Raw genomic sequence first — 14379 nt, forward strand, 5'->3', positions numbered from 1 at the left:
GCGGGCCCCGTTCTTTTCTCAAAAAAAACAAAAACACCCCCCCGGCCCCCCCCCCCCCCCCCGCCGCCCCCCCCCCCCCCCCCCCCCCACCCCCCCCCCCCCGCCCCCCCCCCCCCCCCCCCCCCGCGGCTCTTTGCGGAACAAGTAGGGCTACTCGGACTTGAACCGAGGACCTTAGGATTATGAGTCCCGCGCTCTAACCAGCTGAGCTATAGCCCCGTGTACCTGAGGTGCCTCCCCAGATTCCCGGCACCCGGGTGACCGGGCCCGTCATCTGCGGGGCAAAAACACTCTAGCAAACTGGCGAAGGGGTTTAGACCAGACGCTCCTAGACGACCTTGTCGTCGTAGGTTGCGCCGCGGTAGAGGTCTTCGAAGGTCTGCAGGGTGCCCTGGATGCTGTGCGGCTCCACCATGCAGCGGCTCGCTTCACCCATGGCCTTGCGCTCCTCCGCCGGCAGCCGCAGAATCCGCGTGATTTTCTCCGCAAGGTCCGCGCTGTCATTCGGAGTGAAGAGGTAGCCGTTCTCGCCGTCGCGCACCAGATGTGGCAGGGCCATTGCGTCGGCCAGCAGAACCGGAGTGGACGCGGACATCGCCTCGAGGGTCACCAGGGACTGCAGCTCGGCTGTCCCCGGCATGCAGAAGATGTCCGCCCTGATGTAGGCCTGGCGAAGATCCTCATCGCTGGCAAGGCCCAGGAACTTGACCTTGTCCTGCAGGCCCAGCCGCTCCACCAGCGATTCCAGGGCAGGACGCACTTCGCCTCCGCCGACGATCTCCAGGTGGACGTTCAGGTCTGCGGGGACTGCAGCCACTGCCTTGATCAGCACGTCAACGTGCTTTTCCTCTGCCAGGCGTCCGGCAAAGAGGACGGTCGGGTTGGCATGGGGCTCGATCACCTCGCCCGGCTTGATTTCGTAGGCAGTGGAGTCTATGCCGTTGGAAAGCGGAAGGACCTTCCGCAGGAAGGCGTGCTGGTGCATGGCCTTGGCAGCCAGGGGCGTAGGCGTCGTCACGACGTCGGCCTTGCCCATCACCTTGCCCATGTCCTTCCAGGATATTTTCCCGATGATGTCCTTGAACCACTGGGGAAAGGGCAGGAACGGATTGAGGTTCTCGGGCATGAAGTGGTTTGTGGCGATCACGCGGATGCCGCGCTTCACTGCTTCGTACAGCACGTGCTCGCCGATCATGTAGTGGCTCTGGATGTGGACGACATCGGGCTGCACCTTGTCGAAAAGGAGGCTGATCTCCTTCTTGATCTCCCAGGGAAAGCAGATCCGGAAATACTCGTGCGTAAAGGCGCTGTGGGAGCGAAGGCGGTGGACCGTGGCTTCCTTGCGGAACTCCGTGAAGCTCTTGCCTTTGTCCTGGCGGCACGCCAGGACGTGGACATTATGTCCGCGGCCCGTCATGCCTTTCGCCAGCCGGTAGCCGAACTGGGCTGCTCCGTTGACGTGGGGCGGGTAGGTGTCGGCCGCAATCAGGATAGTCAGTGGGCGCTGGGCATCGGGCATTGTCACGTGGGAAGCTCCTGGTGGTCACGGCGCGGTCAGCTGCGGCTGTCCACGCCGGCTGGCACTGGCACATATAGCGCTGGCACACGTTCGCGCCTGGCCCGCTGTCGAAAAGTCGGCTAGTGGGGCGCCCTGCCCGCGACCTTCCGAGCGTCCTTCTTCCGCTTGGTGACTTCGGGATGATGCCGGGAGAGGGCTATTACCCCCACGATAGCAAGCGATGCAGCCGTACCCATGGCAATGGCCATCACGGCGTGGACGTCAGGCCGCAACTCCCCGAGGATGGTGATGCCGATCGCGATGCCCACGATGGGGTCGATGACAGTCAGCCCCGCAATGACGAGGTCCGGCGGTCCGGTGGAGTAGGCACTCTGCACAAACCAGGAGCCCAGCCCTCCGGCCGCCACGATTGCAACCAACGAATACCAGGGCACGTTCAGGAAGGCCTGCCCGTTCGGATCGAGCAGGTGCTTGCCGATGATCCTGGTCAGCACAGCCACGAAGCCGAACAGAATGCCCGCGCCAAGAATGTAGACAAAGGCACTCATGCGGTGCTTGAACATTGCTGCCAACGTGCCAAAGAGGGCCACAGCCAAAGCGAGCAGCAGCACGATGGTGAGTTCGTCGTCGGCATTTACGTGGTGGTTTTCCTGCGTGACGAAGACGGCGAGCAGGACGAACAAGGCGGAGCCGGTCACGCAGGCGGAAATGGCCACCACAGTGGCCCGGTTGATGCTCAACCCCTGGTCCTTGGCATTGACCACGGTGGTGATGACCAGGGCGATGGCACCGATCGGCTGCACCACGGTCAGCGGCGCGGAGACCAGGGCAACGGCATTCATGCCCATGCCCATACAGAGCAGCAGGAGCCCGAAAACCCAGCGGGGGTTACGCAGCAGGCGCAGGAAACCGTTGGAGCTGAGCGCCAGTCCGCCTGTATCGGCCTTCACTGCGCTCCCCTGGCGCTGCGCCCCGAAGGCAAGGCAAAACGCACCCAACACAGCCAGGAATACTGCAAGCCACACCATCAGCTGCCACCGCCGTTGTCAGCCAGCATTCTGCCTTTGCGGCGGATGGCCCAGAAGTAGTAGTAGGCGGCAACCCAGTGGCCCACCAGTCCGAGGCCGAGCACGATCCACGCCGCAATGAACCAGGCATCGGCGGAGGGGGTGTCCAGCTTTGACAGCAACAGCAGCGGAGTGCCCAGCAGCAGCAGCCCCGTGCGCGTCTTCCCGATCAGGCTGACGGGAAGATCGGGATGGCTGTGGAAGTAGAACAGCGACATGGAGAGCAGCACGGCGTCCGGAATGACGAGCGCCGCGAGGTACCACCACTGGACCACACCAGCGATCACCAGTGTCACGGCTACGGCGATCAGCGCCAGCCTGTCCGCGATGGGATCCAGGATCCGCCCCAATTTGGAGGCCTGGTTGAAGCGCCGGGCGATATAGCCGTCCACCCAGTCCGTGCTCCCCATGATGGCGAGCACCAGCACGGCAAAGCCGTACTCGCGTTGCGCCAGCACAAGCCAGATGAACAGCGGCACGCCCATGAAGCGCAGAACCGTGAGGAGATTGGGGACAGTGAAGACCAGGTCCCGGTCGACGTGCGGCTGGCCGGGACGGGAACCAGCGCCGATGAACCTCATCCGGTCCCCCTCTCCGTGGCCGGGGGCGTCTTCCTGTCAGAGTTCAGGGCAACGCTCAGCTCTTGTACAGTTTCCGCAGCAGGGTAAGCATGACGGCAGTGGATGCGACGAAAGCCACGAGGGGCTTCCACCGGGATTCCAGCTTTTCGGGCATGGAACGCACCACGCTGCCTGCGGAGGATGACCCGGACCCGGAGGACCTGGCGGCTGAGCGGGCAGCGAACCTTTCGCCCACGCGCTCCCTGCTGTCCTTGAGCTTGTCCTTGCCCTCATCCAGCCGGTGCCTGGCCACGCCGAGCAGGGCCTGGGCCTGGGTCTTGACATCGAGTTCTTCCCCGAGGTCATCGCGGACAGTGGTGAGGTGCTCACGCCGCTGCTTCAGTCGGCGGTGGACCTCGGGCTCGGAAACGGCAGGGACTTCGACATGCTCTGCGGCCGCCTTGGCTTCCTTCTCGGCCTTGGCCTGTGCCTTGGCAGCAGCCTTGGCTTCCTTGGCCGCCTTCGCCTGCGGCGAGTTGGGATCCAGGACGGCAGCATCAAAGTCCGAGCCTTCTTTGGCGACACCAAGATCGTGCTTGAGGCCGCGGACGGTCTCCTCGGGGATCAGGGGCATGGCCTTTTTAAACTTCCGGAGGCCAATGAGCCCGCCGATCAGGGCGATCAGCAGGAAAACTGCGCACACGAGGAGTGCTGCGAGCCAAGCCGGCATGATGGTGGCGAGCCCCATGATGGCGGCGACGATCAGCCCGGTCAGCAGGAAAGCCAGGAAGACAGCGGCCACTCCGAAGAAGGCTCCGGCCACGCCCAGCTGCTTGCCCTTGCGCTTGACTTCGAACTTGGCCATGGCGATCTCGTCGTTGAGCTGGCGCGGCGCCAGTTTGAAGATGAGCTGCAACGTTTTCGGCAGCGTGGTGACACGCAACCCCTTGTTGGCCCGCCCGCTGTGACGCCCGCTCATAGGTCCCGCCTAACTGGTTCCATAGTCGATTTTTCCTCGGCTTTGCGGGGCCCGCCTGTGGCTCAGCATGCCCCCGCTGACAAAACTATCACTCAAGGTCAGCCGCAACTTCTGTACAAACTTTCCGGCGAGCCTTCCGGTCCCTGTAAAAGTATGATCTTTGCGCCCTAGGATGGTTGCCTGTGACCACCATCAATCCGGGTGATGCCCTGAGCCAACGCCAAAAATTCCTCTACATCCTTCTTCTTGGCGCCCTCACGGCTCTGGGACCGTTTACGGTGGACCTCTACCTGCCGGCCTTCCCCGCACTGGAGACGAGCCTGAATGTGTCAGAGGCTGCGGTCCAGCTGACCCTGACGGGCACCACGGTGGGCTTCGCCCTGGGACAGCTGGTGGTGGGCCCCTTCAGCGACAAGTTCGGCCGGCGAACCCCTCTCATCCTGGCGACGGCAGTGCATATTGCCTCCTCGCTGGGGGCCTCGCTTTCGACGGACATCGGCACACTCGGCCTGTTCCGCGTCCTAATGGGAATCGGAGCTGCAGGCGGAGGGGTCGTGGCGATGGCCATGGTCCGGGATCTTTTCAGCGGCTACGCCATGGTGCGGATGTTCTCCCGCATGGCGCTGGTCAACGGACTGGCTCCGATTCTGGCCCCCGTCATCGGATCGCAGCTGCTCCTGGTGATGGAGTGGCCGGGCATCTTTGTGTTCCTCGCCTGCTACGGCGCGACGGTGATTACCGCAGCGATATTCCTGGTCCGGGAAACGCTGCCGCGCGAGCTCCGGGGGAAGTCCGGCCTGACTGCCCGACAGCGGTACCGGGCGCTTTTCTCAGACCGGATCTTCGTCGGGCTGCTGCTGGTCGGCGGCATGAACTTCGGAGGGCTGTTCACCTACCTCTCCGCTTCCCCCTTCCTGTTCCAGGACATCTTCGGCTTCACCCCGCAGCAGTACGGCCTGCTCTTCGGCGTGAATTCCCTGGGCATCGTGGCCGGAGTCCAGACCAGCTCGCGGCTGATCAGGCTCGTGCCGCCGCAGTGGATCCTCGCCGCCTCCACCGCCTGGATGTTCCTGATGGCCCTCCTGATCGTGCTCTTTGACCAGTTGGAGTTCGGGCTCTGGGGCGTTCTGGTCCCGCTGTGGTTCTACATCCTGGGCACGGGCTTCACGTTCCCGTGCGTGCAAGTCCTGGCGCTGGCCAAGCACGGGGCCCAGGCCGGCACAGCAGCCTCCCTGCTGGGCGCCTCCACCTTCCTGATGGCCGGCATCATCTCACCCGTGGTGGGTTGGGTAGGCGGCAGTTCAGCCACACCTATGGGCGCTGTCCAGGCCTGCTGCATCTTCCTCGCAGCAACGGCACTGTGGGTGATAGTCCGCCCCAGGACCGTGCCATCCATTCACTAGTGGCAGCCCCTTCACCAGGAGCAGCGTAGGCTGGCCGGATGATTCGCAAGCCGCACCGCAACGGACGCGGACTCTTCCTGGGAGCCGTCCTGGGCGCCGTCGCAGGCTTCTTTTTCGGCCGGGCCATGGGCAATGCAGCCCTCGGTGTCGTCCTCGGAGCCGTGGTCGGTTCCGCGCTGCTCTACAGGGTCAACCCGGGGCCCTGGAATCGGGACTGAACGTCAACCCGGAACTGAGGCAGCCGCTCTATTCCGGGCAGCCCGCTGAGCGATAAAGTTGGTATGTGCCCCACTGGCAGGATCCTCCTCCACTTCCGGCCACGTGGCAGCGGTGCGACACCGGCATTCTGCCGTTGTGGTGGGACCGGCTGTGCACACAGACCAGTGCGCAGTCGGCAGCTCTCTATGCGGCGGGACTTTTCACTGAAGACCGGCGGCGACCGATAGCGCAGTGGTACAATCCGGCAGCCAACGCCGCCCTTCTGGTGGCCCCGGAGACCTCTCCCGAATGGCCGGTACAGCGCTTCGGAATCTTCTATGCTCCGCCAGACGGAGGCTTCACCCGTGTTCATTCATCACCGCATGAGTGGCATCCCCGCCAGCCCCGCACGTCGCCCACCGAGGGCGAGGCTTTCGCTGCCGCCGTGGCCGAGGCCGAGCGTTTCCTCGAAGTGGAAATGGACTTCGTCTGAGCCGGGCGCCGCATCCCGAAAAACCAGCACCGCAAAGCCAGCACCGCACAGACCAGCGCCATACAAAAAGGTCCCGCAGCCGGCGTGTGCGGGCTGCGGGACCTGTGCGCTCCTCCTGCTGGACTTGAACCAGCAACCCTTCGATTAACAGTCGAATGCTCTGCCAATTGAGCTAAGGAGGAATGAAGCAGGTATGACACTAGCAAAGGTTTCGCCGCTATGGGAAATCGACGCAATCAGGCGGCTCCCATACCCCTCCCGGGTATAAAAAAGTCCCCGTCCCGGAAGCCCGGAACGGGGACTGTGCGCTCCTCCTGCTGGACTTGAACCAGCAACCCTTCGATTAACAGTCGAATGCTCTGCCAATTGAGCTAAGGAGGAATGAAGCGGGTATAAGCCTAGCAAACACCCGGCCGTGAAACGAAATCGAGCGCCGGAGCCTGCCCGTCAGGCGTCGGAACGCAGTGCCCGCCGCTCCATTTCCAGCATCATCAGTTCCCGGTTGAGCTGCTGGAACTCCTCAGGGTGGGCGGCGGCGTCCAGTCGCTGCAGCTGCCCCATCTTGTCGGCCTTGATGCGGGTGATCTGGAGCTCGAAAAGCCGGGCCAGGATGTCGCGGCAGTACTTTTGCACGGCTTCTGCCGTGTGCGCGGGCAGCGGAACCACCGCTAGCTCTGAAACCAGGGGCTGCAGCGGTTCCGGCACCTCCTGGCGGAGCTGCTCCACCCACCTCACCGGATCGTCGGCATGCGCCAGCCCGGTGGCGCGGATGGCGTCGTGGATGGCCTGGTAGGCAGGAGTGACGAACCGCACAGCGGAAAACCTCTCCCAGAAACCGCCGCCGAGCATCGCAGGTTCCTGCAGCGCCACCTCGAGCGCCTGCCGCTCCATGGACGCCACCGGGTCCCGCGGATCCGGGCGGTTGAAGGACGGGAGAACGCCCGAAGGCGGGAGTGCAGCAACGCCCGGAGCTCCAGGATTGGCTTCCCGCTTAGCGGCAGCCGCAACGGCCCGTGAGACGTCCTCGATAGGCATCCCCAGCCACCCCGCCAGTTCACGGGCGTACGCGGGCCGAATGCCGGCGTCGCGGATCTGCGCCACCACGGGGGCGGACTCCCGCAGGGCGGCCACCCGGCCCTCCACAGTGTCCAGGTTGTGCCTTCTCAGCGTGGCGCGGATGGCAAACTCAAACAGCGGCCGCCGGGAGCCGATCAGCTCCCGGACTGCGGCGTCGCCCCGGTTCTGGCGGAGGTCGCAGGGGTCCGCGCCGGTTGGCTCCACAGCGACATAGGTCTGCGCCACGAAGCGCTGGTCCTCTTCAAAGGCCCGCAGGGCCGCCTTCTGGCCGGCCGCGTCCCCGTCAAAGGTGAAGACGACCTCTCCCCCGGTGCCGTCGTCGGAGAGCAGCCGGCGGGCGATCTTGATGTGGTCGGCGCCGAACGCGGTACCACAGGTGGCCACCGCCGTAGGAATTCCCGCGAGGTGGCAGGCCATCACGTCCGTGTAGCCTTCCACCACCACGAGCTGCCGGTCCTTGGCGATGTTCCGCTTGGCGAGGTCGATGCCGTACAGCACCTGCGACTTCTTGTAGAGCGTGGTTTCCGGCGTATTGAGGTACTTAGGGCCCTGGTCGTCCTCGTAGAGCTTTCGGGCGCCGAATCCGATGGTGTCCCCGGCGATGTCCCGGATGGGCCAGATCAGGCGTCCGCGGAAGCGGTCGTAGATGCCCCTGTTGCCTTCAGAAAACATCCCGGTGAGCTTCAGCTCGGCGTCGGTGTAGCCGCGGCCGCGCAGGTGCTTGAGCAGGGCGTCCCAGCCCTGCGGCGCATAGCCGACCCCGAAATGCTCTGCTGCCGCGCGGTCAAAACCGCGCAGCTGCAGGAAGCGGCGGCCCTCGGTGGCGCCCGGAGTCAGCAGCTGGGCGCGGAAAAACTCGTCGGCGATCTTGTGGGCGTCCAGCAGCCGCTGGCGCTTGCCCACCTCTTCCCGGCTGGGGCCGGTGCCGCCGTCCTCGTAGCGGAGTTCGTAGCCGATCCGCGCGGCCAGCTTCTCCACGGCCTCGTGAAAGGACGTGTGGTCCTGCTTCTGCACGAACGAGATGACGTCCCCGTCCTCGCCGCAGCCAAAGCAGTGGTAGCGGCCCACCTGTGGCCGCACCGTAAATGAGGGCGAACGCTCGTCGTGGAAGGGACACAGGCCCTTGAAGGAACCCAGGCCTGCGCTTTTGAGCGTGACGTAGCCGTCGACGACTTCCTTGATGTCCGTGCGCTGACGGACCTCGTCGATGTCTTCACGTTTGATCAGGCCGGCCACGGAGCCATCCTAGCCGCGCGCACCGACAGGAACGCGACGCCTATGGCGCGCATCACCACAGCGACGGCAAACTTCCCACGAGCCGTTCGTACATCGCCAGCGCGGAACCGTCGGTGAGCGAGGCAACCTGGTCGATGACCACGCGGAGCCGCGCGCCGTCGTCAGCCGCGTCGCGCCAGTCCGCCGCGAACATCGGCTCGAGGTGGCGGTCGCCTGACGCATTCAGCGTGGTTACCAGGGCATGCAGGACCTCGCGCTGCCGCTCGTAGATGGGCTGGCGGTGGTCCGTGGTCATGACGAAGGTGGTCGCCAGGCCCTTCATCACCGCGATCTCGAGGACGGTCTCGTCCGGCACCATGAGCTCCGCGTTGTAACGCGTCAGCTTCTCCGGCCCGTACATGGCCCGGGTGGTCTCCAGCGCGCTCTGGCAGAAGCGGCCGATCAGCTGGCTGGTCATGTCCTTCAGGGCGGCCATGGATTTGCGGCTGCCGTCGGCTTCGCGGACCCACACGTCCGTGGCCTCGAGCCGGGCCAGCGCTGCGTCGATGGCAGCGGGGTCGTTGTGCGGCAAGTACCACTGCCGGGTGTAGCCCACCACCCGGGCCCGGTGGTCCGGGTTGTCCATCCAGCGCAGCTGGAAGTGCCCGGCCACAATGGCGTCCTCGACGTCGTGCACCGAATAGGAGATATCGTCGGCGAGGTCCATGACCTGGGCTTCCAGGCAGGACCGCCGCACCGGCGCCCCTTCCCGGATCCAGTTGAAGATGGGCAGGTCGTCCTCGTAGGCGCCGAATTTGCTGGTGCGCTGGCCGTGGATCACCGGCGCGTCCAGGGCCGACCACGGGTATTTCGCGGCAGCGTCAAGGCTGGCCCGGGTCAGGTTCAGGCCGGCGGGCCGGCCCTCCGCATCCAGGACTTTCGGCTCGAGCCGTGACAGCAGCCGCAGCGTCTGGGCGTTGCCTTCGAAGCCGCCAATCGCGTGGGCCATCTCGTTCAGGGCCGACTCGCCGTTGTGCCCGAAAGGCGGGTGTCCGAGGTCGTGGCTGAGGCAGGCAGTGTCCACCACGTCCGGGTCGCACCCCAGCGCCCGGCCGAGCTCGCGGCCCACCTGGGCAACTTCCAGGCTGTGGGTCAGCCGGGTCCGGACAAAGTCGTCCGTGTCGGGGGCTACGACCTGCGTCTTGGCGCCCAGCCGCCGCAGCGCTGATGAATGCAGCACCCGGGCGCGGTCGCGCTCGAAGTCGGAGCGGTAGGTGCTCTTCGGCGGTTCCTCCACCCAGCGGGCGGAATCGTGGGCCTCGTAGCCCGGCAGGGACAGCGCCTGTCCGCGGGCCTCGGCCAGCCGGCTCTCACCCACCGGACACATCCAGTTCCGCCGCCGAGATGTCCCGCGACTGGTCCTCATTCAATTGGCGGCTCATCAGCCAGTCCTTGGGCAGGGCAGGCTTCTTCGGGGAACCGGCGCGTCCGCGCGGCCCTTCGGAGTCGATGCCCGGGTACGGCAGGTCCATGTCCAGCTGGTCCAGCAGGTCCCGCAGCACCTCCAGGGTGGGCACGGTGGCGAGCTTGGCGCGGAGGTCACCGCCCACAACGTAGCCCTTGAAGTACCAGGCCATGTGCTTGCGGATCTCGCGCAGGGCTTTGTATTCGTCGTTGCCGAAGGTCTCGATCATGAGCTCGGCGTGGCGGTATACGCCGTCGGCCACCTGGCGCAGGCCCGGGCGGTGCCTCTTGTCGCTTCCTTCGAAGGCGGCCTGCAGGTCGCCGAAAAGCCAGGGACGGCCCTGGCAGCCGCGGCCCACCACCACGCCGTCCACGCCGGTTTCACGGACCATGCGGACGGCGTCCTCCGCGGACCAGATGTCGCCGTTGCCCAGCACGGGGATGTCGGGAAGGGCCTCTCGGAGGCGCGCGATTGCCGACCAGTCGGCCTGGCCCGAGTAGAACTGCGCGGCCGTACGGCCGTGAAGCGCGACGGCGGCCACTCCCGCATCGCGGGCAATCCGGCCGGCGTCGAGGTACGTCAGATGGTCATCGTCGATGCCCTTGCGCATCTTGATGGTCAGCGGAATGCCACCCTTGGAGGCTTCCTTCACGGCCGTCTGAACGATCGAGGTGAAGAGGTCGATCTTCCATGGAAGGGCGGAGCCGCCGCCGCGGCGGGTGACCTTGGGCACCGGGCAGCCGAAATTGAGGTCGATATGGTCGGCCCGGTCTTCTTCAACCAGCATGCGCACGGCCTGGCCCACCGTGACGGGGTCCACGCCGTAAAGCTGGACGGACCGGACTTTTTCGTCGTCGTCGTGGGAGATGATGCGCAGGGACTCCGGGGTCCGCTCCACGAGGGCCCGGGAGGTGACCATTTCTGCCACGTACATGCCACCGCCGTATTCGCGGCAGAGCCTGCGGAAGGCGGTGTTGGTGATACCGGCCATGGGCGCCAGCACCACCGGGGTGTCCACGGTGATCGGGCCGAGCTTCAGCGGAGGGAGTTCCAGCTTGGGGGCGGGAGGCGTTGCTACAACAGTCACCCGTCCATTGTCTCAAAGGCGGGCAAATCGGGCAGAATGCCCGACGGCGGCACTCACTCGCGCTGGGCAGCCCGCCTCCCCCGGCGCGTTTCAGGCAGTGGCGTCCTGCCAGCCACGGCGGCTGCCGCAGCGAGCGCGCCGGTGTCATCGACGTCGTCGGGCGTTACCGTAGCCGGCCCGCCGGTGCGGATGCCGGTGGCCTTGACCACCAGAACCGCGATCAGCGTGGTGACGGGGATCGCGAGCACGAGGCCGATGGAGCCGACCAGCGTGCGGATGACTTCCTCGGAGAGTTCGGCACTGGTGAGCGCCTCCCCCAGCGGACGGTCGTAGAGCATCACGATGATCAGGATGGGCAGCGCCGCACCGGCATAGGCGAAGGCGATCGTGTACACCGTGGAGGCGATGTGGTCCCGGCCGATCCGCATGGCTGACGTGAACAGCTTCCGGGCGCTGGTGCCGGGGGCCAGTTCGTAGAGCTCCCACACCGCGGATGACTGCGTGATGGTCACGTCATTGAGCACGCCCAGCCCGGAAATAATGAGGCCGCACAAGATGATGCCTGAGATGGAGATGTTGCCCGAGATGTTCGTCAGGGTGGAGGCGTCGTGGCTTCCGACCCCGGCGAGGTTGGCGGTGTCGGTGGCCCAGGCTGCCAGCAGCGCCGTGATGCCCAGGCCGAACATAGTGCCGAGCAGCGCCGTCGAGGTCCGGGCCGAGAATCCGTGGGCGAAGTACAGCACCCCGACCATGATCACGGTGGAGCCCACCAGTGCCAGCAGCAGCGGCGGCTTTCCTTCCACCAGACCGGGGAGCATGAAACTGACCAGCACAAAGTATGCGCCGACCAGGCCAATCAGGGCCCGCAGCCCTCTCCAGCGCGCCACGGCAACGACCACCAGGGCGTACAGCACGGCCAGCAGGATGATGGGCATGGTCCGGACGAAGTCCACGAAGATGTAGGTGGGGGCGCCGTTGGACGCCGGGCCGTTGGGACCCGCGGCGGCAGCACCCTGGGCATTCGTGAGGTTGAGGTAGCGGATGCTGTCCCCCACGTCCACGCCGTGCGACTTCGCGACGTCAGGGTTGATTACCACTTTGACGGGGTTGCCGCCCTTGTCCGGCTCGGTGAAGGCAAACGTGCACTGTGAACCGGCGTCGGCCTGTCCTTCCGGCTGGGTTTCCTGCGGCCCCGGCTGCGGCACCTGGCTGGCCGGCGTACAGCTTTCGGTGACCACGCGCTGGATCTTGCCCGTATCAAAGGTCACGCCGGGGGCAGCGTTGTAGGGGTTGGCGAGGGTCAGACCTTCCTTGCTGCCGGACGGCCAGAGCGCCGCCATGGCGGCCAGCGTCAGCAGGGTCAGGGGAATCAGCACGGCGGCCAGGATCCGGTTTGCCTTCCGGCGGGCAGCCATCGCCTCGGGCGAAGGATCCGAATGACCAGTGTGACCGTGGGAGTGACCGGAACCCATCAGCAGCAAAACCTCATACTTGAACTCTACGGCGGTCAGCTTAGTGTTGATAAATGAACGGCAGGAAGTCGGAGGACGCAGGCATGGGCCGCAGCCTTGATGAAGCCGTGCTGGCTGTCCTGAAGCCGGCAGGCATCACGCGCGGAGTGGCGCTGGTTCTTCACGGCGGACGCTCGCACTCGTTTGAGCCCGTGCAGGCCCGCCACCTCAGCCCGGCGCGGATGGTGCCGTTCGCCCGGCAACTGCACCGGTCGGCACGGAATCTGGGCTTGGAGGTATGGCTCCTGCGGAACAGGGTGCGCGGCTGGAACGGTGAGGAGATGTCCCCGCTCAGGGATGCCCGCTGGGCGCTCGACAAGATCCGGGCGCGGTATCCGGGAGTGCCCGTGTACCTGCTGGGCCACTCCATGGGCGGGCTGACCGCCATCTGCGCGGCAGACGATCCCCAGGTGCGCGCCGTAGTGGCGCTCGCTCCGTGGCTGGACGACGCAACCCCTGCCGCCCCTCTGGCCGGCCGGAAAGTCCTGATCGTGCACGGCGACCGGGACACCTGGACGAGCCCGGCGGCGTCGCTGCGGTTTGCCGGCCGGGCGGCACCGGACGCCGAGGCGCTTCAGTACGTTGCGCTCCGCGGCGCCGGCCACTTCATGTTCCGCCGGGTACGCCTGTGGCACACCTTGGCGACCGGCTTCCTGCTGAAGGCCTTCAGCGAAGACACAGGCATTGCGTGGAACCCCGGCTTGCGGCCGGCTGCCGCTTTTGACCGTCTGGTCCCGGCAGCCGGCCGGAAGATTCCCGCAGTTCTGTGACTTTCGCCGTGCTCTAGCCCGGCCGGCGCTATAAACCCGGGTGGCCTAGTCCGAGACGACGAACGTCTCGGCGCCTTGGCGGCGGGCCTTCCCGCTCTCGAGGAGAGGCTCGATGACGGCACGCAGCGCCGTCATCGAATCGTCCATCTCCATCAGGACCGGATGCTGGTAGGCGATCAGCGCCAGCAGGTCACGCACAGCAGCGCGGGCCTGGTCGCCGTCGAGCTCGGGCTCATGGCCGAGGAACACATCCGACGGCTGGCCGGACTGCTGCTGCTCCCCACCCTGCCCCATCTCCGGCTGCGCGTAGCTGATGGCGAACGCCTGGATCTTGCCCTTCTTCGACGCCGCGACGCCCGCTCCGAAGGCACTTGCCTTAGGAGCGCGCAACACGATCGCACCGTGGGCGCCACTGAGGTCGTCCAGGAACAGTCGCTGGACCGTGGGAATGCTCAGTTCCCCGGGGCTGTCCCACGTGTGGACCGACGTGTAATACCGTCCCACCAGATCGGACAGCTCCACGGAGCCGGTGGCCAGATCCTCGATGCGTTCCGAAGCCGCTTCCTCGGAACCGTCGCCGAAGACCGGAAGCTTCAGGGCACCGGGTTCCACCACCACCAGCTGGGAACGCTGGATCGGAGTGAGGCCGGCGGCCTTGGCGAACTCGGCGCCGGAGGTGCCGGGCTCAACTTTGCAGCGCAGACGGGTAACGCCCGACGGCGACCCCTCCGCCTCGCGGCGCAGCATCATGAGCAGCGTGGAACCGATGCCGGAGCGGCGGTGGTCCCGCGCCACCTCGACGTACACCCACAGGCGTTCAGGGTGCAGTGTTGCCTCGTGGACCACACCGGCAGCGACCGGAATCCCGACGCCGTCAACGACGTCCTCAGCCACGATGCAGCGCCGCCAGGGTGCGTTGCTGGATGGCGCGAGGGTCCCCCGGAACTGTCCGGCCTGGACGGTTTCGGGATCCCCCCAGATCTGGAGGAGCGTGAGGTCATCGCCCTCACGCCATTCGCGGTATTCAATCGCCAC

At 65.9% G+C, this 14379-nt stretch carries 13 protein-coding genes and 3 tRNA genes; 4 read left to right on the forward strand and 12 right to left on the reverse strand.

Annotated elements, in window-relative coordinates; translation table 11 throughout:
• Nucleotides 1–145: 145 nt before the first annotated feature.
• The 5 genes from ACIP9X_RS10455 to ACIP9X_RS10475 all read right to left on the reverse strand — a co-directional run bounded on the left by ACIP9X_RS10455 (nucleotide 146) and on the right by ACIP9X_RS10475 (nucleotide 4125).
• Nucleotides 146–219, reverse strand: a tRNA-Ile gene (locus ACIP9X_RS10455).
• A gap of 109 nt (nucleotides 220–328) precedes the next feature.
• Nucleotides 329–1525, reverse strand: a complete 1197-nt coding sequence (locus tag ACIP9X_RS10460) for a glycosyltransferase (protein WP_400479667.1) — start codon at nucleotides 1523–1525, stop codon at nucleotides 329–331.
• A 113-nt stretch (nucleotides 1526–1638) separates the two neighbouring features.
• Nucleotides 1639–2547: a DMT family transporter gene (locus ACIP9X_RS10465; protein ID WP_400479668.1), complete on the reverse strand. Its 909-nt coding sequence runs from the start codon at nucleotides 2545–2547 to the stop codon at nucleotides 1639–1641.
• Complete coding sequence (locus tag ACIP9X_RS10470) at nucleotides 2547–3167, reverse strand: CDP-alcohol phosphatidyltransferase family protein (RefSeq protein WP_400479669.1); 621 nt, start codon at nucleotides 3165–3167, stop codon at nucleotides 2547–2549. The genes ACIP9X_RS10465 and ACIP9X_RS10470 overlap by 1 nt, the downstream gene beginning before the upstream one ends.
• Before the next feature lie 55 nt (nucleotides 3168–3222).
• Nucleotides 3223–4125, reverse strand: a complete 903-nt coding sequence (locus ACIP9X_RS10475) for a phage holin family protein (protein ID WP_400479670.1) — start codon at nucleotides 4123–4125, stop codon at nucleotides 3223–3225.
• Nucleotides 4126–4307: 182 nt separating this feature from the next.
• Here ACIP9X_RS10475 and ACIP9X_RS10480 point away from each other — a divergent pair, with 182 nt between their 5' ends.
• The 3 genes from ACIP9X_RS10480 to ACIP9X_RS10490 all read left to right on the forward strand — a co-directional run bounded on the left by ACIP9X_RS10480 (nucleotide 4308) and on the right by ACIP9X_RS10490 (nucleotide 6219).
• Nucleotides 4308–5528 (forward strand): multidrug effflux MFS transporter, encoded by a 1221-nt coding sequence (locus ACIP9X_RS10480; RefSeq protein WP_400479671.1) that lies wholly within the window; start codon nucleotides 4308–4310, stop codon nucleotides 5526–5528.
• Between the two features lie 38 nt (nucleotides 5529–5566).
• On the forward strand, nucleotides 5567–5746 hold the full coding sequence (locus ACIP9X_RS10485) for a hypothetical protein (RefSeq protein WP_400479672.1): 180 nt from the start codon (nucleotides 5567–5569) through the stop codon (nucleotides 5744–5746).
• A gap of 65 nt (nucleotides 5747–5811) precedes the next feature.
• Complete coding sequence (locus ACIP9X_RS10490; RefSeq protein WP_400479673.1) at nucleotides 5812–6219, forward strand: hypothetical protein; 408 nt, start codon at nucleotides 5812–5814, stop codon at nucleotides 6217–6219.
• 109 nt (nucleotides 6220–6328) lie between these two features.
• Here the strand turns inward: ACIP9X_RS10490 and ACIP9X_RS10495 are convergent.
• The 6 genes from ACIP9X_RS10495 to ACIP9X_RS10520 all read right to left on the reverse strand — a co-directional run bounded on the left by ACIP9X_RS10495 (nucleotide 6329) and on the right by ACIP9X_RS10520 (nucleotide 12535).
• Nucleotides 6329–6401, reverse strand: a tRNA-Asn gene (locus ACIP9X_RS10495).
• 126 nt (nucleotides 6402–6527) lie between these two features.
• Nucleotides 6528–6600: transfer RNA gene (locus tag ACIP9X_RS10500), tRNA-Asn, on the reverse strand.
• Nucleotides 6601–6666: 66 nt separating this feature from the next.
• A complete protein-coding gene (gene dnaG / locus ACIP9X_RS10505) occupies nucleotides 6667–8532 on the reverse strand; it encodes a DNA primase (protein WP_400479674.1) in 1866 nt (621 codons plus the stop codon).
• Between the two features lie 52 nt (nucleotides 8533–8584).
• Nucleotides 8585–9898: a deoxyguanosinetriphosphate triphosphohydrolase gene (locus ACIP9X_RS10510; protein WP_400479675.1), complete on the reverse strand. Its 1314-nt coding sequence runs from the start codon at nucleotides 9896–9898 to the stop codon at nucleotides 8585–8587.
• The gene (gene dusB, locus ACIP9X_RS10515; RefSeq protein WP_400479676.1) at nucleotides 9882–11063 is read right to left on the reverse strand and encodes a tRNA dihydrouridine synthase DusB; all 1182 of its coding nucleotides are present in this window, start codon (nucleotides 11061–11063) and stop codon (nucleotides 9882–9884) included. Before dusB ends, ACIP9X_RS10510 begins: the two co-directional genes overlap by 17 nt.
• 53 nt (nucleotides 11064–11116) lie before the next feature.
• The gene (locus ACIP9X_RS10520) at nucleotides 11117–12535 is read right to left on the reverse strand and encodes a YibE/F family protein (RefSeq protein WP_400479677.1); all 1419 of its coding nucleotides are present in this window, start codon (nucleotides 12533–12535) and stop codon (nucleotides 11117–11119) included.
• Nucleotides 12536–12588: 53 nt separating this feature from the next.
• On the opposite strand from ACIP9X_RS10520, the gene ACIP9X_RS10525 reads away from it, so the two are divergent.
• Nucleotides 12589–13344, forward strand: a complete 756-nt coding sequence (locus ACIP9X_RS10525) for an alpha/beta hydrolase (RefSeq protein WP_400479678.1) — start codon at nucleotides 12589–12591, stop codon at nucleotides 13342–13344.
• 45 nt (nucleotides 13345–13389) lie between these two features.
• Here the strand turns inward: ACIP9X_RS10525 and ACIP9X_RS10530 are convergent, their stop codons facing one another.
• On the reverse strand, nucleotides 13390–14379 hold the full coding sequence (locus tag ACIP9X_RS10530; RefSeq protein ID WP_400479679.1) for a GNAT family N-acetyltransferase: 990 nt from the start codon (nucleotides 14377–14379) through the stop codon (nucleotides 13390–13392).

It is taken from the genome of Arthrobacter sp. NPDC093125 (assembly GCF_044754225.1).
GTDB lineage: Bacteria > Actinomycetota > Actinomycetes > Actinomycetales > Micrococcaceae > Arthrobacter.